The 20716-nt window shown below is 42.5% G+C and carries 15 protein-coding genes; 4 read left to right on the top strand and 11 right to left on the bottom strand.

Annotated elements, in window-relative coordinates; translation table 11 throughout:
- Positions 1–428 precede the first annotated feature (428 nt).
- From RMZ41_RS12745 to RMZ41_RS12730, 4 genes are all read right to left on the bottom strand, one after another.
- Positions 429–1991 (bottom strand): calcium-binding protein, encoded by a 1563-nt coding sequence (locus RMZ41_RS12745; RefSeq protein ID WP_322734463.1) that lies wholly within the window; start codon positions 1989–1991, stop codon positions 429–431.
- 554 nt (positions 1992–2545) lie between these two features.
- The gene (gene dxs, locus RMZ41_RS12740; RefSeq protein ID WP_322641909.1) at positions 2546–4453 is read right to left on the bottom strand and encodes a 1-deoxy-D-xylulose-5-phosphate synthase; all 1908 of its coding nucleotides are present in this window, start codon (positions 4451–4453) and stop codon (positions 2546–2548) included.
- A 541-nt stretch (positions 4454–4994) separates the two neighbouring features.
- A complete protein-coding gene (locus RMZ41_RS12735) occupies positions 4995–5441 on the bottom strand; it encodes a hypothetical protein (protein WP_322641910.1) in 447 nt (148 codons plus the stop codon).
- A 224-nt stretch (positions 5442–5665) separates the two neighbouring features.
- Positions 5666–6037, bottom strand: coding sequence for a hypothetical protein (locus RMZ41_RS12730; RefSeq protein ID WP_322641911.1), 372 nt, complete (start codon positions 6035–6037; stop codon positions 5666–5668).
- Between the two features lie 241 nt (positions 6038–6278).
- On the opposite strand from RMZ41_RS12730, the gene RMZ41_RS12725 reads away from it, so the two are divergent.
- Positions 6279–6413: a hypothetical protein gene (locus RMZ41_RS12725; protein ID WP_322641912.1), complete on the top strand. Its 135-nt coding sequence runs from the start codon at positions 6279–6281 to the stop codon at positions 6411–6413.
- Positions 6414–6512: 99 nt separating this feature from the next.
- On the opposite strand, the gene RMZ41_RS12720 is transcribed toward RMZ41_RS12725, so the two are convergent.
- The 7 genes from RMZ41_RS12720 to RMZ41_RS12690 form a co-directional block, all read right to left on the bottom strand.
- Positions 6513–7475 (bottom strand): aldo/keto reductase, encoded by a 963-nt coding sequence (locus RMZ41_RS12720; protein ID WP_322641913.1) that lies wholly within the window; start codon positions 7473–7475, stop codon positions 6513–6515.
- Between the two features lie 392 nt (positions 7476–7867).
- Positions 7868–8650 carry a hypothetical protein gene (locus RMZ41_RS12715; RefSeq protein WP_322641914.1) on the bottom strand — a complete coding sequence of 261 codons (783 nt, stop codon included), beginning with the start codon at positions 8648–8650 and terminating at the stop codon, positions 7868–7870.
- A 595-nt stretch (positions 8651–9245) separates the two neighbouring features.
- Positions 9246–9551 carry a DUF4090 family protein gene (locus tag RMZ41_RS12710; RefSeq protein WP_322641915.1) on the bottom strand — a complete coding sequence of 102 codons (306 nt, stop codon included), beginning with the start codon at positions 9549–9551 and terminating at the stop codon, positions 9246–9248.
- Between the two features lie 164 nt (positions 9552–9715).
- Positions 9716–10456, bottom strand: coding sequence for a COG4280 domain-containing protein (locus tag RMZ41_RS12705; protein ID WP_322641916.1), 741 nt, complete (start codon positions 10454–10456; stop codon positions 9716–9718).
- Between the two features lie 264 nt (positions 10457–10720).
- Positions 10721–10975 carry a hypothetical protein gene (locus tag RMZ41_RS12700; RefSeq protein WP_322641917.1) on the bottom strand — a complete coding sequence of 85 codons (255 nt, stop codon included), beginning with the start codon at positions 10973–10975 and terminating at the stop codon, positions 10721–10723.
- A 175-nt stretch (positions 10976–11150) separates the two neighbouring features.
- A complete protein-coding gene (locus RMZ41_RS12695; RefSeq protein WP_322641918.1) occupies positions 11151–14243 on the bottom strand; it encodes a phosphoenolpyruvate carboxylase in 3093 nt (1030 codons plus the stop codon).
- Positions 14244–14344: 101 nt separating this feature from the next.
- Positions 14345–14581 (bottom strand): hypothetical protein, encoded by a 237-nt coding sequence (locus tag RMZ41_RS12690; RefSeq protein WP_322641919.1) that lies wholly within the window; start codon positions 14579–14581, stop codon positions 14345–14347.
- 469 nt (positions 14582–15050) lie between these two features.
- On the opposite strand from RMZ41_RS12690, the gene RMZ41_RS12685 reads away from it, so the two are divergent.
- From RMZ41_RS12685 to RMZ41_RS12675, 3 genes are all read left to right on the top strand, one after another.
- Complete coding sequence (locus RMZ41_RS12685) at positions 15051–18062, top strand: DUF1574 domain-containing protein (protein WP_322641920.1); 3012 nt, start codon at positions 15051–15053, stop codon at positions 18060–18062.
- A gap of 83 nt (positions 18063–18145) precedes the next feature.
- Positions 18146–19645, top strand: a complete 1500-nt coding sequence (locus RMZ41_RS12680) for an MBOAT family protein (protein WP_322641921.1) — start codon at positions 18146–18148, stop codon at positions 19643–19645.
- A 340-nt stretch (positions 19646–19985) separates the two neighbouring features.
- On the top strand, positions 19986–20716 hold a 731-nt coding region (locus tag RMZ41_RS12675; RefSeq protein WP_409875224.1), incomplete at its 3' end, for a photosystem II q(b) protein.

Genomic DNA, 20716 nt, shown 5'->3' with positions numbered 1-20716 from the left:
ATCAATAAAAATAAATTATGTAGGAAAAAATGCCCAAGTTTGATATGTTTTTTAAAAATGCAATTATACAACAATACGGTTGATTTAAGGACTACTGGTAAAAAATTTTGGGTTTTAGAGACGCGGTAAATCGCCGTCTCTACAAGTGTTTTGGTCTTATCTGAACTATATTGAGTTCTACAAAAATCTTTAATTTTAATTTTCTGGAATTTTCCCATACTTATGATTTTTATCGCTAATCATTTTGACAAATCCTCTTTGAGAGGGAAACAAATAGCCCTGCCCTTATTAAAGGGGGGAAACCAGAAAATCTAGTTTCCTCCCCAATGCATCGAGAGGCTAAGGGTGGGGTAAAACCCTGATTTATCAGCTATTTCTAACTTTTCTGTACACCTTAGCCTTTACAAAGAGAGGGCTGAATTGGTGTTCTAGGCAATGAGATTAAAATCGCTGCTACTCAGAGTAATACCAAGATTTCCTAAACGGGCAAACTCAAATACTGTTCCTGTACCCAGCAGATTGCCATCTTGATTATAAAATAGGCTGCCAGTGCTTTGGCTAAATACAATGTGGGCATTACTAGCATTGACAGATTGATTGTTAGTAACAACTGCAAAGTCAGTTAAAGTTTGACCGACAGTATTAGTAACAGCATTAAAGGTGGTTTTACTCAGCACAATCTGGTCTTGTCCCTTTTCAAACTGAGTGATATTATCAACACCCAAGCTTGTGCTAAAAACCCCGTTACTTTGGAACAGATATTTATCCTTCCCAGTTCCACCAGTGAGAATATCATTGCCCAGTCCTCCTAAAAGTTGGTCATCACCATCACCTCCCTGGAGAGTATCATTTCCGTCACCACCAATCAGAGTGTTATTCAGTGTATTACCAGTAAGACTGTCATTACCTGTGCCACCCGTTGCATTTTCGATAACGTTGTTGGCAGAGAGAATCAGCTTGAGATTGCTATTAACAGTTTGCGAGGTGCTTACACCTAGATTTACATTGACGGCAACTGTAGTACCGCTAAAGTTAATAGTGTCAATACCATCTGTTGTAGTTTCTACAATTGTGTCGGTTCCCAAGGCTGTATTAGCGACAAAAGAATAGGTATCATTTCCTGTTAACCCTTGCAGAGTATCATTTCCGTTACCACCAATCAGGGTGTTATTCAGTGTATTACCAGTGAGACTGTCATTACTTGTGCCACCCGTTGCATTTTCGATAACGTTGTTGGCAGAGAGAATCAGTTTGAGATTGCTATTAACCGTTTGCAAGGTGGTTAAACTAAGATTTAGGTTGACAGCAACTGTAGTACCGCTAAAGTCAATAGTGTCAATACCATCTGTTGTGGTTTCTATAATTGTGTCGGTTCCCAAGGCACTATTAGCTAAGAAATAATAGGTATCATTTCCAGCACCACCATACAAAGTATCATCACCCGCACCACCTTCTAAACGGTCATTTCCTTGTTCACCAAACAGGACATCATTACCTCTAAATCCTCTGAGGGTATCATTATTTAAACCGCCAAACAACTGATCTGCGTAATAGTCATTACCATCAATAGTCTGAGCAAAGTTATCAGTATTCAAAAGGAAATCACTGGCTTGCAGGAGGCTAGGATTGATGCCATTGAGTTTTAGTTGGGCAGGATAACCACCAGAGAAAGTTGTAATTAAAGCATTATTTTGACCATCATTAGTAATCAGCTTTTGCAGGGTAGTCCAATCACTAATGTTTAGGCTTCTGACATCAATTTTATCCTGTCCTCGGATAAAATCTATGACGACATCGTTTTCTTGATAGTATGCCAAGTCAAATACATCATTCCCTGTCCCACCATACAAGGTATCATCGCCTCTACCACCTTCTAAACGGTCGTTTCCACCTAGCCCAGAAAGGCTATCATTACCGTTTAAGCCTTGAATAGTATCATTTCCAGAAGTGCCAACTAAAGTATCGTTATTGTTTGTTCCTTGAATAGCCATAGTTTTACCGTCTTTTTTTGGGTTTAAAATGGTGAAAATGTAAATTGACACACGATGTAATAGATATTACATTATTTGTATTAGCTTAATATTAAATATTAATTAAGAAGTCTATTAAATATTAGAATCAAGTTTGATTTTAAAAAAATGAATTGGCAAAATCTTAAGTTAAACTTCAGTTGTCTAACCCATGAAAATTATGAAGCGATCGCGTGCTAATGCACTGATGCTGCGACTAAATTGATAATATATAGGACTACTATTTGATTTTTGAAAAGATACGTAGGGTGTGAGCGCAAAGAGTACGGCACTAAAGTCTTAAGAATAGTGCGTTACGGCTTACGCCTAACACATCCTACAAATACTTAGATTTTTCATAAATCAAATATGATTCCTATAGAAATCCTGACCATGAAATAGATTAAGTATAGAGATAATCTTTACGTAGGCGATCGCTAAATTTTTTAATCTACTAATATTAGTTTTGCTGTTTTTATACGCGATCGCCCACACCTGAGTCACAAGTATGGGCGATTCATTTTACAAAAAATTAACTAAACAACAGCAGATACTTGCTGCTTAAAGAAAGCTTGCAAAACTCTTTCTGCTATTTGATGACTAGTTAAACCTAGTTCTGTTTTAGATTCATTGGGTTCAGCATGATCTACTAATACATCTGGGACACCGAATCGCTTGACAGGAACGAGAATATCTGCATCCATCAAAGCTTCAGCGATCGCACTACCAAAGCCACCCATGATACAGCCTTCTTCTAAGGTGATAACGCGGCCGATTTTCTTAGCTAAAGGCAAAATCAACTCGGTATCCAAAGGTTTAGCAAAACGGGCATTAATTACAGTTGCTTCAATGCCGTGTTCGCTGAGAATTTCGGCAGCTTGCATCCCTGGATAGACCATTGTGCCATAAGCGACGATTAACACGTCATCGCCAGTACGGAGAATTTCGCTTTTACCAATTTCCAAAGGTTCCCAACCTTCCTCCATTAGGGGAACGCCGTAGCCATTGCCACGAGGGTAGCGCATAGCGATCGGGCCACTGGTATGGTTAATGCCAGTTACTACCATGCGTTGCAGTTCTGCTTCGTCTTTGGGAGCCATTATTACAATGTTGGGAATGCAACGGAGATAAGCGATGTCATACATGCCTTGGTGGGTAGGGCCATCAGATCCAACAATTCCCGCCCTATCTAAGCAAAAGAATACTGGCAGGTTTTGGATGCAGACATCGTGAATTATCTGGTCATAAGCGCGTTGCAGGAAAGTAGAATAAATTGCAGCTACGGGACGCATCCCTTGAGTTGCAAGTCCTGCTGCTAGGGTAATTGCGTGTTGTTCAGCAATGCCGACATCAATATATTGATTGGGCAGTTTGGCTTGAAGTTTATCTAAACCTGTCCCTGTTGCCATAGCCGCAGTAATCCCAACGATTTTGGGGTTTTGTTCGGCAAGTTTCACTAGAGTGTGAGAAAAGACTTTGGCATAAGCCGGGGGTTTGGGTTTACTGGAAGGAATAGCTTTACCAGTTGCGACGTTAAAGGGACTTTGGGCGTGATAGCCAACTTGATCTAGTTCGGCAATTTCATAGCCTTTGCCTTTGGTTGTGGCTACATGTACCAAAACTGGGCCTTGTATTTGATGTGCTTGTTGGAAGGTGGCAATCAATTCTTCGAGATTATGCCCATCTACTGGCCCAATGTAAGTAAAGCCTAGTTCTTCAAAAACTGCTCCTACCTTGGGAACAGCCAAACGTTTCATACCTTCTTTAATGCGTCCGAGTTCAGGAGACAAAGATTCACCCACAAAGGGAATTTGCTTAAATTGTTCCTCAAGATTATCTTTTATAAATTGCACCGGCTGGCTGAGGCGCATTTTGTTGAGATAGCGGGGAATCGCGCCGACGTTGCGAGATATGGACATGTCGTTGTCGTTAAGAACAACCAATAGGTTAGTTTTCGGCATGTGTCCCGCGTGGTTGATGGCTTCTAAAGCCATACCCCCAGTTAGCGCCCCATCGCCAATCACAGCAACGGCTTTAAATTTTTCGCCTTTCAAGTCTCGCGCTAAAGCCATGCCTAACGCTGCTGAAATACTTGTAGAAGCATGTCCAGCCCCAAAGTGATCGAACTTGTTTTCACCGAGTTTGAGATAACCTGCAACTCCATCCTTTTGTCTGAGGGTGTGGAAGCGATCGTAACGTCCTGTAAGGAGTTTGTGCGGATAAGCTTGGTGTCCGACATCCCAAATCACTTTATCCCGATCTAAGTCCAGCGTCTGGTAAAGCCCTAGTGTTAATTCCACAACACCCAATCCTGGCCCCAAGTGTCCACCATTAACTGCTACGGTTTGGAGATGCTTATCTCGAATCTGACGGGCAATCTGTTGCAGTTGGCGAACAGATAAACCGTGCAACTGATTAGGATGGGTGATTTCGCTCAGATGCATATTATAGTGTTTTCCTCTGTAATTCGACGTTTTCAGTATTTTGATTTTCCCACGGTCGGGTTGTCCAGATAATCACACTCTTACATTGTTACTAAGTTGTAGTGGAAAGTATAACTTCGTAATTAATAATGGTGATAAATTTGCTAACCATTAACAATTTTTCAAAATGAGGTTGCAATTACACAAAGTCACAGCATATTTGTCAATAAGTAATGACACTTAAATAAAGTACGTTATTTGTATATAAAATCAAGCTTTCAGAAGTATATTGCGGAAATTCCTGAACTGGAACACTCAGTTTTCTCTTTTTAAGCAATCATAAATAAAGAATTAAATATCTCATTTCTGGCTAGATGTTCAGGATCGTTGCTAGCAAATATCTTTTCTGTTGTTCATTAATAGCAGCTAATTTTATCTGCGATCGCAGTTCATCTAGATGCGACAAATAAATATAATAATCTCCGTAAACAACAAGATCCCCAACTTCTTTAAGAAGTCGGGGATCTAAGCCTTTAGATTGAAAAAAAATCAAATAGGATTACTATTTACCAAAAGCATCCTTGATGTTCTCAACAGTACGTTCAACAACATTCTTTGTGTTGTCTACTGCTTCTTTAGTGCGAGATGCATCTTCATTTGCTCTTTTCTGAATTGTAGCGGCATCTTTCTTTGCTTTGCGCTCAATAAAACTACCATTATCTGTAGCTCGGTCAACTTTACTGGCATTACTCTTGGCAGCATCCTTAACTTTATCTGCCGCATCATCAATGAAATTTTTGGTTCGTCCAGCATCTCTACTGGCTTTTTCTTGAGCTTGATCGCCTGCGTCTTTTGATGCAATCAAGGTTCCAGCAGGATCAGCCATTGCGGAGGTGTTCGAGAAAAATGCACCTTGCCAAACGAAAGCCATCGCTAACATACAAAGCATTGTTGTAGCCATCCAGCGTTTTACCGTGGAAAGCTGTTTTGTCAAATAATTCAATTTCATAGAATGCAATCTCATGTGACTTAGTATACTATTTCTACTTTATTTAGCTAATTCACCATATCGATCCCTAGATAGAATTTATTGAATCATTAGTTATGAAACAAGTTCACTATTTTGATAGATTGAATTTTGAGTAAAGATTTTTTGCTAGTAATCAAGAACAGATTTTAAACATGGGCGATCGCCATTGAGTTAATTAACTAGCGATCGCTTTCATTGGGTGGTTACGCCATCGCAACTGACTTTTTACGATTGGGACGCTTGCGTTCTGATTTCTTTTTCAGTCCAATCGCTTGGGCTTGATCGCTATCCGATCCATATTGTCCGCGCACAACTTCTTTCATGGCTAATACAGCATTATGGAATTCCCATTCTGCTAATCGCGCAGCATTAGCAGCACCACGATATAAAGCTAGTTTCTCGATTTCAGCTTGTTGCTGTGTCAACATAGTCTGATAAGCTTGCTGTAAATGTGCCACAGACGCATCAGCCCGGGTTGTATTGTATGTGCTAATGGTTTGGAAACCGTGCAATGAGTTTATATCTTGACTAATTGATTGAGAAGGCAAGCGACGTGTTTTATCCTGAGCGGGCATATACGGATACTGGGATAAAGTACGTTATTAATGTGCCCATTAAAACAATAAAACTAACGGTAAGGGCGCACAAATATTTTCTCTGGAGATAAAAAGGTTTTTAAATATGGCAAGGGACTGGGTGAAAAGTCTTTTTGTGTCTAAGTTTTATCATCTGTTGATGTCCTAACCACCAAGGCTTGTGCTGTAAAACAAAGTTAGAGAAAAGGTGAGTTAATTTTTGCAAGTCAAAACAATCATATTGTCAACCGAAACAATGGCATTGTCAGCCAAAACAATCGTATTGTCAGCCGAAACAATGGCATTGTCAGCCAAAACAATCGTATTGTTAGCCGAAACAATGGCATTGTCAGTCAAAACAATACTATTGCAGTGAGTTGCATTAATATAGCGTGACAATACAATTACAAAACGGCAAGATGTTTTAGTGTTTTACAATCGGATGAACTTCTTCAGAGACGACACTAAAAAAGCATCACGCTGACATCAATTGTTGGATGCGCTGTGGTTCCTCTCCTAGCCATTCTAGATTTTGGGCAGTGCTATCAAAGATTGATGAGGTTTTGAAAGGCTCAAACTCGCCGCGTGATGCTGCTTGTGCGGTTTTTGCTAAAAGCGATCGCACTTGCTCGTCATTCATCGGCTGGAAAGTCCGCATTGCTTCAAAGGCTTGGTCTAGAATCTCCATGCTGTCAATTCCGGTAATCACAACCGATGTGGGCAGATTCAAAGCATAGTGTAAACATTCAATTGGCGTTACAGTCTTTGAGCGTAAAAGAATACCGTTTGCCAAGCTTTTCATTCCCAGAACGCCAATGTTTTGTTTAACCAGTTCTGGCACAACTAGCTTGGCAAAACTCCGATAGTGGGCATCCATGACATTGAGCGGCATCTGCACTGTATCAAATTTAAACCCGTTGGTAGCTGCAACTTCCAACATGTGCAGATGAACATAAGGGTCTTTATGCCCAGTGAAACCAATGTATCGGAGTTTGCCGGCTTGCTTCGCCTCAAGAAAAGCAACATTCGCCCCTTCTTCGTCAAAAACTCGATGCGGATCTTCGTGTCGAAGGATTTCGTGGTGCTGAACGAGATCGATGCAATCCACTTGCAGACGTTTAAGCGATTCGTCTAGCTGTCTTGCTGCTTCCTTTTTAGAACGACCATCGATCTTCGTCATCAAGAAAACTTTGTCACGGTAGCGATCGCGCAGGGCTTTTCCCATACGAATCTCGCTGACTCCACCGTTGTAATCCCAACTGTTATCCATAAAGGTGATGCCGCGATCGATCGCTGTTCTAACAATTCGGATAGCCAGTTCTTCATCAACGTGTTTTAAGGCGATGTGCCAACCACCCAATCCAATTGCAGAAACTCTTTCTCCTGTACTACCGAGAACTCGATATGACATTTCTGAATTTGGCGTAGTTTCTGACATCTGTTCTCCAAGTCTTTCAGCTATTACTTAAGTACATATAGCCGTGTGCCAATTCAAAATGCAAGGCAAACTTGACAATATCTTGCTGAAGATACAGTTTTTGAAGCGATCGGGAAAATATTAAAGAAGCCAAAATACCGATGGCAATTTAGGATGTGTGAGGTATATATAGGACTCAATACTTGTCGGTTAAAGGAAAAAAGGGGAAGAAAAACCTTTAACCTTTTCCCCAAATCCAATTCCGAGTTAAAAATGTAAAACTACACGCGGTAGTGGCAATTCATGAATTGCCACTACCGGAAAATCAAGATTTAAGTTATCCCGTGACAACTCAAAGTTGTAGTTTTAGGCTTTTATGTTTGCAGTTTGCAACAATTAGAAACTGGCTAGCGTTAAGGAGACGGAACCGCTACTCGATTGCCGGGAACAATCTGTGGCTGATAAGAAAATACTTCTCGGCTACGGGGATTTACGGTCACTTTCACCCAATTCACATCGTTAGTGCCATTCGCCGCATTGTCGCCAAATGTCTCAACACGAGTGAAGTTTTCGATACGTCTACCTTGAGCATCCAGAAATGGCTTGTCAACGCGGTAGTAGTGCGAGTCCCCGTATACATAGGCAATTGGTTTACGGAAAGCGATCGCTTCTTCGCGGAACGCTAATAAAAACTCCTTAAAGCCGTCAGGCTGGCCATCGGTTTGCGCGAGGGTCTTGGGATCGCGCAAAGGCGCTCTGGTTCCGTCGGTCAGATCCCAACCCGGATCGCCTTGGGAGATAAACATGACCGCTACCGAATTGCGTGTTTTTGCCACTTGAAAAGTCTCTCTCATCCATGCAATATCAGCTGTGTTTCGTGCTGCGTATTCAGATGGATCGGGCGCAGTATCACATAGGTTGTTGCACGAACCCTGGATATTGAGTGTCGCATAAGTAACTTTACCAACCGTCCAACGGCGGTTTTCAAGACAGGGCACTGCACCTGTTACACCAAGACACAGTGGTGTTGTCTGCACCTCCTGCACTAGCCGACGCTGCCCAAGGGAAAATTTTGTGTTGAAGAATACTTGGCGCTCGTAGTCGAGGCGATTGAGTGAGTTGAACCCACCGTTAGAGGGGCGATCGCAATCAGTCCAATCATTATCGCCTGGGGTGAAGGCTGCTGGTGCTTTCAAGGAGTTAAAGAAGCCGAGTGCCTGGGCATAGAGTTCATTACTGCATGTGGTCGGCGTGACCGAGCCTGGTGTAGAGTTACCCCCCTTTAGATCGCCGTCGTGGACACTAAAGGCCAGGTCTTGTGCGTTCATATCAGCAATCAGGTTCGGGACTCCCGTTGTTGCCTGGAGATCCGAGTAAGGGAGATCCCCCCAAAGTCCGATGGCATAAGTCTCGTTTTCGCCTTCGTACTCGTACTCATACTTCTTATCGCTGGCAGTCGCCACATTGATTGCGGAACTTGCCAGGAACGGCACAGTCAGCGCCAATAAACATACTTTACGCAGCAAACGCGCAGTGGTGAGGTGTTGAAACACTGAGTACCTAATATTTGTCATCATCTATATCCTCATTATTCTTTGGGATCGCGAGCGCATTTTGGAGAATTAGCTCCTTGCCCAACCATTTCAGTGAGGAAATTAGATTAGCGGATTGCCGATGACAGATAGGTTATGGATGGGTTAATCCTTCGTTTTTTTACAGGGATTTCACGGCTACTTTAGTTGTTTGTGTAGCCGCGAATATATAGAACCTGACTGTGCTGTGCTGTTATATTTATTTGCCGCTATAAAAAAAGGCAATTTCTTTTTCTTTGAGGGGCGCAAAATCAGCATCTATAAGTAATTGGTCGAGTTCTGCTTGGGGAATGTGTTTTGCACCAATTCGCACAATTCGCGATCGCATAGTATTAGATACGCCACTGCGCTGTCTATTGCCTTCTAGCGCCATGACTTTACCATAAAGTTCTAGTTTGGCAGGCGGAATAGGAGATCCATCAAAATCAATTCCCCGTGCGATCGCTTCATCAATAGCATCAGCACCCGTGGTAGTTTGATTCCCTGGGTTAGTTTCAGTAGTCATGGTGTTCGCTCTTTTTCGCTATGGGTAGATTTTACCAGTCTTGCTGACACCAAACCTGGCTACTAGCTTTTTTGTAATCAAGGATTAATTGCAATTCTTTCTGTCTTAGCGTGGGAAATTTATAAAACAAACCGCTTGGGTTATTAACTCAAACGTTTTGTCACTTAACCGATCGCTTCCTTTGTTTTTTGTAAACCAACTCGCCAGCGCCAAATTGCCGAGGCGATTGCCATGCCCACACCCCAAGCTAAAGGCAACCAAATAATAGCCCAGTGACCACCAGCCCAGTCTACATTCAATCCTGCACCCAGCCAATAAACACCAAATCCCATCAGCAGCATTGCCGCCACAAATTTCATTGGTTTGACTGGTACTTGCTGGAGTGGTGCCCTGAATAATAAAGCAAACACAACTAAACCAATTGCCGCGAAACCAGCGCCACTAATTGCTTCTAGCCATTCATTTTCGGCAGCACCCAAAGTTACAACTGCGATCGCTACTTCTACACTATCCAACAACGCACCCTTAAAGGTGGTGACAACAGCAAACCAGTTCCAGCCAGATTGATTCTCATCTTTTGCTAGTTGCTCTTCCAGGTTATCTTCCCCGCCACCTTTACGCTTTTTGGGAAGACCGGCATAATACCTAACAATGGAACGCATCCATTTTTGCCCAAAAAGTAGCAGTAAAACTCCCGCCACAATTCTGAGAATATCTACAGGGATCAGCGTCAAACTTTTTCCTAAGACCAGAGATAGCAGTAACGTCAAGGCAATGCCACCGCCTGAACCAACCAGTGCATTACGCCAACCTGCCAACCTGCCGACAACGATGACTATACCAAGAATCTCGACTAATTCAATTAAAGAGCTAGCAAAACTAGCGAGAATAATTTCCCAATTCATAATATTTTGATACTTGATCGTAGGGCAACACGATTCAGTTAATCACATTTGATTAGGTAGTCAACAGATTTAGGACTTACGCACTGTACAAAATAATCATGCTATGCATTTACGAAAATAGGTTGTTTCAGGCTTTTACTAATTATTGTTTGATGTTAAATATCCGTGCAATGTAAGGGCACAGCACTGCTGTGCCCTTATGAAAGATATAGTTTTTCAAAACATCCATATTTAGTGTTTTATGTCAATGCGTAAGTCCCAAGATTAATTCCGAGCTTGTCGCGTCACCAAACCACCAACAAACGCCCCTAAGATAGTACCTGTCCATAACCCCGTTGTGCTACCTTCCCATACTGCTCCTGGTGTAACCCAAGCGTTGCACATCTCCTTTAAACCCCAAGGTTGATTTTGACACTTTTGGCTATGCAGCATGATGCTAATTTGCCCACTGGTGTAACCACCGAAAAAACCGGATGATAGGGCCAGAAAAGTGCAAATTAAAATTCTGTTTTTAATCATTGGGAATTGGGAACTAGGAATTGGGAATTGGGAATTAGGAATTGGGCATGAAGAAGAGACAATGTAGACAAGGAAGAGGGGGTAGACTTGGGAGAGACTTATTCAGTAATTCTCCCTTGTCCCCCTGCCCCCCTGCTCCCTGCCCCCCTGCTTCTTCCCCATTCCCCATTCCCCATCACCCTGTATTTCTCATCCCTGCTGCAATCCCATTAATAGTTAACAATGCACCTCGTAATAATTCGCCTTTGCTGTAACGAGAATGGATGACTCCAGAAGTAGCATTAGAATTCATAGACTGGCGTAGGCGCTTGAGCAGGGAAACTTGGATAAATCCCAAGGGGACAATTGTGCCATTGCGTAACTGCACAGATCGTTGCAACATAGGATCGCCATCTAACAATTGATTGTGATCGGTGATTTTTAACACCAAATCCCTTGTGAGATAGAATTCGCTGGCAATTTGGTCAAAAACCTTGGCAAAACGAAGTTGATCTTCTGGTTTTGACAATTCTTGAACGTAGTGATGTGCCATTTGCATATCTACTTTTGCCAAAGTCATCTCGGCTTTAGAAATCACCATTTTGAAAAAGGGCCACTTAACGTAAAAGTAACGCAGCAATTTCAAGTGTTCTTCTGGTTCTGCGTTCAAAAACTCTTGTAACGCTGTGCCCACGCCATACCAAGAAGGAAGTAAAAAGCGGGTTTGTGTCCAGCTAAATACCCAAGGAATAGCTCTCAAACTGCTTAAATCTTTCTTACCAGATGGGCGACGGGCTGGACGGGAACTAATTTGCAGTTGGCTAATTTCTTCAATGGGCGTTACTTGGTGAAAGAAGTCAACGAAATCAGGTTGTTCGTAGATTAAAGCACGATAATGTTGACGCGATCGCGCTGCTAATTCTTCCATAATCTCATTCCAGGGTTCAATATCATCAAACCCTGTCCGCAGCAGGCTAGCTTGAATCACGGCGGTAGTGATGGTTTCCATGTGGTACAATGCCAAGTCCAACAAGGAATATTTAGAAGCCAAAACTTCTCCTTGTTCGGTAATCTTGATTCGCCCATTGATACTATGACCGGGTTGAGCCAAAATCGCCTCGTAAGCAGGGCCACCACCCCGCCCTACAGAACCACCGCGTCCGTGGAAAATCCGCAAACTTACATCATAGTTTTCTGCTATTTTTTGCAGTGATTTTTGGGCTTTATGAATTTCCCAGTTACTGCTTAAAAAACCTGAGTCTTTGTTGCTGTCAGAATACCCCAGCATTACTTCTTGTAAGTTAGGGGTGAGGGGTGAGGGGGAGGCAGGGGAGCAGGGGAGCAGGGGAGCAGGGGGGGATGAGTTTTCATCAGTATCCTCTGTTTTTGTCTGTTCGTAGCCGCCAGCTAATAAAGCGCGATATAAGGGGAGTTCAAACAGGTTCCGCATGACGCTTCTGGAACGTTGTAAGTCTTCTACTGTCTCAAATAGAGGGACGACTTGAATGGTTCCGACGGCGATGGCGGGGTCAAAAAGTCTGGCTTCTTTGGCTAAGAGTAATACTTCTAGCACGTCGCTTACGTCGCGGCACATGCTGATAATGTAAGTTTGGCAGATATTCAGGCCAAATTCTTGTTGGAGCGATCGCACGACGCGAAAGGTTTCAATGACATCGTTGGTTTTTTCCGAAAATGGCAGTTCTGCGGGAATTAACGGCCGACGAGTTTGCAGTTCTCCTGTAAGCCAAGCGACTTTTTGCTCCTCAGATAGTTCGTTGTAAGGTTGAGGTAATATTTGCAGGTATTGTAGTATCTCATTCAGCGTATCAGCGTGGCGGGATGATTCTTGACGAATATCTAGCTGTGTCAAATTAAAGCCAAAAATTTCTACCTGACAGATGAGATTTTCTAATTCTCGACAGCTTAAACCTGTTTCTGTCAAGTTGCGCTGAATCATCCGCAGTTCTGCTAAAAAATCGTCTCCCGAACGATACAGGGGGCTGTCTGGATTTTTTGGCGTTTCTCGATTGTACAAAGCTAGATTGCGATCGCGAGTATTTTCTAGCCGTTTCAGTACATAAGCAAGTTTCAGCCGATAGGGTTCTTGCCGATAACGCAACGCCAATGCGTCGTACACTTCACTCAACTGGGATTGATCTAACTCTAGAGATTCCAGCAAATCTGGTAAGACATCACTCCAGTGCATCGACACACTCAACAATTCAATCAGATTTTTCACTGACTGAATATATCTCCCCAGCACCATTTTGCGCTGATAGCAAGCTGTTTGCCAGGTAATTTCTGGTGTAACTGATGGATTCCCATCTCTATCTGAGCCTACCCAGGAACCGAAAGAGCAAAAGTTTTTACTCGGTGGTTCTAGCCAAGGAAAGGTATTAGATAAGGTGTGTTTGAAACGTTTATAAAGTTGGGGAATGCCATCAAATAAAACTTCTTGGAAGTAGTGCAAAGCATAGTCTACTTCATCTAGCACTGTGGGTTTGAACTGGTGAAGTTCGTCTGTGCGCCACCACAAGCGAATTTCTTCGAGCAATTGTTCGCGGACATCTGCTGCTTCCCAAGGATATGCTCCTGGGGTAGTCCCGGAATGGTTTTCCAAAGCATCCAGTTTTTGCAAAAGTTGTACCACCTGTCGCTGCTTATCGCGGATGGTATGACGAACAATTTCCGTTGGGTGCGCTGTAAAAACTAAGCGGACATCCAGATGAGCAATTAGACGTTGAATTTGCTGGGGTGGTACATTCAGTTTGAATAAATAGGGAAACAAAGCAGCGAAAGTACCTTTTGGTTTGACTGGCGCTTTTTCTAGATAACTTTTTTTCAGGAAGGCTGCTGCTATTCCCTTGCTAACAGGCGCGTCATCTTCTCTTTGATTGGAGGAATAGTTAACATTGGATGGTGTTTCTGGCTCTGTAGCCTCTGTATCTGCTTCATAGCGACTTAGTTGCTGCCGTTGTTCGTATTCTTGCTCAATGATGTTAATCAGCTGAAAATAGAGGGCGAAAGCACGAGCCGCGCGGATTGCTTCATTGATATTTAGTTGTTCAATTAATTTGACGGCTGAGGATGCTTGGTCATTTCTTGCCTGTCCTTCTGGCGAACACAAATCACGCAGTTGCCGCAGCAAGTCTACCATGTTTTGACCGCATTCTTGCCTCAGAACTGACTCCCACAATTCTTCCACTACCTGGAGACGATGACGCAAAAATAATTCCGACACCGGGTATATATCCGCAGTTTGAGACGAAGAGTATAAAAGGGAACCCATATTCTCTATCTTGTAAAGCTAATAACTGTTTACACTTCTAGGTTTTCTAGTGAATGCTCATCGGGTTATTCCTGAGCAAATAATTATTTGGTGTATATTTTCTAAGTTTGATTGGTTTCGTCATCCTCTGGGAAGTCGAGAATGGGTAGGCGATCGCCTCGAAACAATTCTTCACTGGCTTCCCCTATGCTTTCTAGTGCCCTTACGGTGGTTTTTCCGCTAATGAGCAGCAGTAATATAGACGCTGTACTTACTTGTAAAAGGAACGATTTAGGAATGGTAAATAAATCGAGATGGGATGGCGGGTTAGTTGCGGGTTCGTGGTTGGCAGGAGGCATTGCTAATTTTTGCTTATGGGAATTATGAGTAAAAAGGGATTGAGGTTAGGAGTGAGGAGTGAGGAGTTAGGAGTTAGGAGTTAGGAGTTAAGATGACTCCAACGATAAAGGGATGAAGTTTAAATGAGATAAGCTTGTTGCTTGTTTCGTCCATTAGGGGCGTTAGCGTAGGATGCAAGTCCAGTTTTAAAGGACAAGTCATCAGCCAGTCATATAGAATTATTCTGACTCCTGACTCCTGACTTTTAATTCCTAACTCCTAACTTTTGATTCCCTATTAGTAAAATAAACGCAAAACTCAATATTAGTCAGACTTGCAACCTGTACAAGACTATCTTGGCCGATTTTGTGAGCTACGAAGGTAACAAAATTGTTAAAAAAAAACGTCAGAGTGTGATAAACAGATGGTTCTAGTTTACAAGTGCAGGCACTATTCCCTAACAATCGCTGACTGTAAAGTTAACTTTCCATGAAAACAGTATTACCAGATCGCCAGCAATCTTTAGTCCAATGGGTAAGCCAAGCCACAGGAATTAACACTTTCGGGGTGAAAGTCCGGTTACGGGGAAATGACCTTCATATTCTTTGTGAAGGTACTGAATGTCCGCAGCGTTGGCGTACTTTGTCTGATTTGCTGCAAGCATTACAGCAAACAAACTTAGATACTCTCACAAGCAGCGAACAAACCTCAATATATCAAGTATTTGTCTATGGCCGAAGAAAAGGGGAGCAGCGCCCCAAATGGTGTCATCGAGTTTACTTGAATCAAATAGATAAGCATCTGGAGCAGGTAGAACAAGCCTTGCTAGCAGACTCGGAAAAATTAAAACAATCGGCTGGGGCGCTAATTGTCTCTAACGAAAGTTTGGCACGTCAAGGTAACCCAGAGGCGATCGCCAGATATCTCAGCGAAACTTTGAGTAGTTTGGGTGTATCTGTAATAGCAAAGATTAAGCCATATAAATCAAATAATTCTCAGGCGGAAGAAAATCGCCTGTGGATATTTTGCCAATCGAGCTATAGTCCTGATGCATCTTTGCTTGCTGAACCTATAGCACAAAAGTTGCGTTATCTCAAACTTTCCGGCTACCAAGATGCCGTAATTGTTTCCCAAGTAAGGGGCGAAACTGCCCCTGATTGGCTGCTGCGGGTGGATTTGACACCAGCAGAGGTAATGCTAAAAGAATGGGCGCGTTGGGGAGATATCCAAGCGATCGCGCGATTATTAACTGAGGTATTGTCAGGATTAAAAGTTGCTGTCCAAGTTTCTCTAAAAGAATCAACTCTACATATTTTTTGTACACCAGCCTTTGACCCTTTAGGAACTGCCCCAATCCCCGACAAATCGGTGTGCTTAGAGGCGATTGTACCCCAGCTAGAAGCGATCGCGCCTCAAGGCATTCTCGCCGCCACCATATACGGACAAAAAGCCGGCGACACACAACCCACTTGGATTGATTGGCTAGCTTTACCCGCCACAAACCATCCCGCCTTTGCCCCATCACCCCTAGATTTGGCTAATACTGGTGATGAACCAGCGATCGTATTTTTACTGGAGCGTTTACTTAATCCTGATTTGGATTGGCGTTTATTGACAGGTGGAATTCGCGTCCTGTTGCTGAACAGAAATGATTTGCTGCATATCATGTGTGATGCGCCTGTTTGTCCACCACGCCAACAAGTAACAAGTAAAATTACGCAGTTTATCCGCCATTTGAAAATTCCCGGTATTATGGGAATACGTGTATACGGTCGCCGGGCTGGGAATAAAGAACCTTTTTGGCACTATGGCGTTGATCTCGAACATCGCCAACGTTTAGTACCAGAAGCAACCCCAGAATTCGCTGCTACTTCTAAATACATTGACGATCTCGTAACCTCTGAGACTAGTGAGCCAATTTTGCGCCCCGATTTAACCACAGAAGAAGTTCAAAGTTTTGTAACAGAAGTAGCGCGAGATTGGATAGCAACGGCCAGTGCAACCGCGAAAAAATTCTTGTTAAAAAGCCAGCTATTTACTGAAAGCCACCAATCAGCAGAAGAAAATCCTGACGATCAAGGACTTAAGATTGCTCTAGTTTGGGGGACACTCGGCTTATTACTGACTCTCCAAACCGATTGGGTATTGGGTCGAATTATTGCCCAGACTAAACCGAATTTGCCCAAAGCGGCCAGTGTTTTACCTTCACCATCTGGACAAAAGGCATCTTTGACATCTGGGAAAACTCAGACTGAGAAAACGGCATTTTTTAGCAGCACTTCCAAGAGAAAATCTCCTGCAAATCAGAGTTCTGTATTTAATGCTTCTGAGTTTACGCAAAGTGATGAGACTCAGACAAATAATTTGGCAGCTGCACCACTGAAGGAAAAAGCAACCGCAACAGCTATTCTTTTAGCAGCGCGATCGCAGATGCCAAGTTTCAATGTCAGGCAGTTAGATGAGCAATTAGCACTGTATAAACAGCGTTTGGCTATAAATGGTACACCGCCTGATGTATTGGTTATTGGTTCCTCCCGCGCCCTCAGAGGAATAGATCCGGCAGCACTTTCTAAAGCTTTAGCGACTCAAGGCTATCCAAATATTGACGTCTTTAACTTTGGGATTAACGGTGCTACTGCACAGGTTGTAGACTTTGTACTTCGCCACGTATTGGAACCATCAGAACTGCCTAAAATAATTGTTTGGGCAGATGGGGCGCGTGCTTTCAACGGTGGACGCGAAGATATTACCTTTAAATCTATTGCTGCATCAGCTGGTTATAAGCAAGCATTCCAAAAAGTAACAACAACTGCAAATAGCAGTAATTCACCGGAAAACCAGGAAAATTCGCAAGAAGAGAAGGTAAAAGAAGAAAAACAGGAAATTAGCCCATATCAAGCTGTCAATGATTCATTAAATCAGGTATTAGCCTCTCTTTCTGGTAGTTATGCAAACCGCGACCAAATAAAAAGTTTATTGCAAAAACAACTACTTATATTTGGTAATAATCAAACAGTTGCATCACAAAAACAACAAACAGACGGAACTTCAGATGAGAGTACTTCCCAGCAAGCAGTTGATTTTGATGGCTTTCTAGCTTTGTCCATCCGCTTCAATCCTGCTAGATACTATCAAAAACATTCTAGAGTTCCCGGAAATTACGACAACGACTATAAATCTTTCCAAGTAGAAGGAAAGCAAGATACTGCTTTCCAAGAAGTGCTTCAGTTTACTCAGTCTCAGAAAATTTCTTTAGTGTTTGTCAACATGCCTCTCACGGCAGATTATTTAGATCCAGTGCGTAAAGGATATGAGCAACAATTTCAGCAATATATGTTGCGTCAAGCAACTAATCCCAACTTTATCTATCGAGATTTGAGCCAAAAATGGCCAAAAGCCAATGATTACTTTTCCGATCCCAGCCACCTCAACCGCTTTGGAGCATACGAAGTCTCCAAAAAGTTGGCTAACGATCCAATGATTCCTTGGCCAGTGAAGTAAGGGAATGGGGAATTGGGAATCGGGAATTGGGAGAATAATCTACGATACCCAATGACAAATGACAAATGACAAATGACTAAAAAATGAACTTTATATCAATTTTCTATGGGCTATTCTTGCTAAGTGTTTTAGGGATTTACTGGTCTTTAGCACGAGAAAAATTACGATTATGGACGCTGCTAATTGCTAGTTTAGTTTTCTATTCATCTTTGCATATCCAGTACATACCATTGCTATTAGCATTGACGTTTATCAATTTCCGTGTGGGGCTAGAGATTGGTAAAAATACATCACCAGGAAAACATTCTCTTGACTGGCAAATTTCTAATGAAGAGTGGCAATTTGCTCAAGGTGATTGGAATCGTCGTCGTCTAAAAGTTTTGTGGGTAGGTATAACTCTCAATGTTTTACTCTTATTAGCTTTTAAGTATGTAACCCCTTTATTTAAGTTTGTTTTCAATATCCAAACAAACTCACCAGATAACTCTTTTAAATTGATTGCGCCCTTGGGGATTTCATTTTTCACCTTTGAATGCATTGCTTATTTAATAGATGTCTATCGCGGTGCGCCTGCTGCCGATCAGTTTCTCAAATTTGCTACCTACAAATTATTCTTCGCTAAACTGATTTCTGGCCCGATTACGCGCTACCACAACTTAGCAAATCAATTCAATGCGCTAGACTTTCCTAGTGCCGATAAAGTAGCACAGGCGCTATGGTTAATTGCCAGAGGCGCAGTCAAAAAAGGTATTTTTGCAGATCACCTGGGAATTTTTGTTGATTTATGTTTTGGTAACTTACAACGAGCAGGTAGTACCGATCTCTGGTTAGCGACATTCGCTTATGGCTTGCAGTTATATCTAGATTTCAACGGTTACGTAGATATTGCCCGTGGCAGTGCTTTGCTTTTCGGCTTAGTTTTACCTGAAAATTTTGACTTTCCCTACTTTAGCGCCAGTATTGGAGAATTTTGGCGGCGTTGGCATATCACTCTAGGAGATTGGCTACGTAACTATGTCTACTTTCCTTTGGGTGGTTCGCGTCGGGGTTTAATCCGCACCTGCTGGAATTTATTTACTGTGATGCTAATTGCTGGTATCTGGCACGGCGCTGCTTTGGGTTATGTCGTTTGGGGTATATTACACGGGTTAGCGTTGGTGGTTCATCGACTTACAGATGCTATGAGCGATCGCTATGAAAAACTAGAGCAATTCTGGCAAAATCCTCTAGGTATCTTCGTAGCTTGGTTCTTAACCCAACTGATGGTTTTTACCTCTTGGATTTGGTTCCGTCTACCTAATCTCGAAGACTCTTCTTTAGTAATTCGACACCTTTGGGGTTATCCGGCTGATGTCCAGTTTGCTCAAAAGGTCTATGTGGATGCCTTAAATATCAGCCAATACCAACTCACTTGGGTACTTCTAACTTTAGCGGCAATGATGGCTGTAGTTTATGCCTTCAACCGAATGCTGAAGTTAGAGTTCAACTGGCCCATTAAGCTTGTCTTTGTTCCCATCTGTTTCTACGCTGTTTGGTTATTAGCTCCTGAAGGCAGTTTGCCCTATATATACTTTGATTTTTAAGTTTCTACCAACAATTACAACAACATAAGACAACGTACAACTTATTATTTCGTTACAAATTAGTTAGGGTTATTTGTAAAGGAATGTAAAGGGAATTAAATAGGCGATCGCGTCATTGAAAGCTATAGCTTAAAATCGCTGAAAAAGCGTTAAATCCTTACTTTTATGAGTATTATTCATAGTAGGAAAACTTTACATTTCGACGAGCTTGTTAAAGAATTTTATTACAGAATATTAAGTCAAAGATCGCGTCCAAGTAATTTCATGTAGACTGTAATTCAACAGGCAAAAATAAAATCTGCTTGTTGCATTTTTAACAAAAAATAGCACTTATAAAACAATGACCACAACCTTACAACGGCGCTCCGACGCTAACGTATGGGATCGCTTTTGCGAGTGGATTACCAGCACAGACAACCGTATCTACATCGGTTGGTTTGGTGTGCTAATGATCCCAACCCTACTAGCTGCTACCACCTGTTTCGTAATTGCATTCATCGCTGCTCCTCCAGTAGACATCGATGGCATCCGCGAACCAGTTGCAGGTTCTTTAATCTACGGAAATAACATCATTTCTGGTGCAGTAGTACCTTCCTCCAACGCTATTGGCTTGCACTTCTACCCAATTTGGGAAGCTGCTTCCTTAGATGAGTGGTTGTACAACGGTGGCCCTTACCAATTGGTAGTTTTCCACTTCTTGATCGGTTGCGCTTGCTACCTCGGTCGTCAGTGGGAACTTTCTTACCGCTTAGGTATGCGTCCTTGGATTTGCGTAGCTTACAGCGCACCTTTGGCTTCCGCTACCGCAGTATTCTTGATCTACCCCATCGGTCAAGGTTCTTTCTCTGATGGTATGCCTTTGGGTATCTCTGGAACCTTCAACTTCATGATTGTGTTCCAAGCAGAACATAACATCTTGATGCACCCCTTCCACATGTTAGGTGTGGCTGGTGTATTCGGCGGTTCCTTGTTCTCTGCAATGCACGGTTCTCTAGTAACCTCTTCTTTGGTGCGTGAAACCACTGAAACCGAATCACAAAACTACGGTTACAAATTCGGTCAAGAAGAAGA

The sequence above is a fragment of the Nostoc sp. DedVER02 genome (assembly GCF_034530675.2).
In the GTDB taxonomy this organism is placed as follows: Bacteria; Cyanobacteriota; Cyanobacteriia; order Cyanobacteriales; family Nostocaceae; genus Nostoc.
The sequence above is the reverse complement of the archived record's forward strand: the minus strand, read 5'-3'. Positions and strand labels throughout refer to the sequence as shown.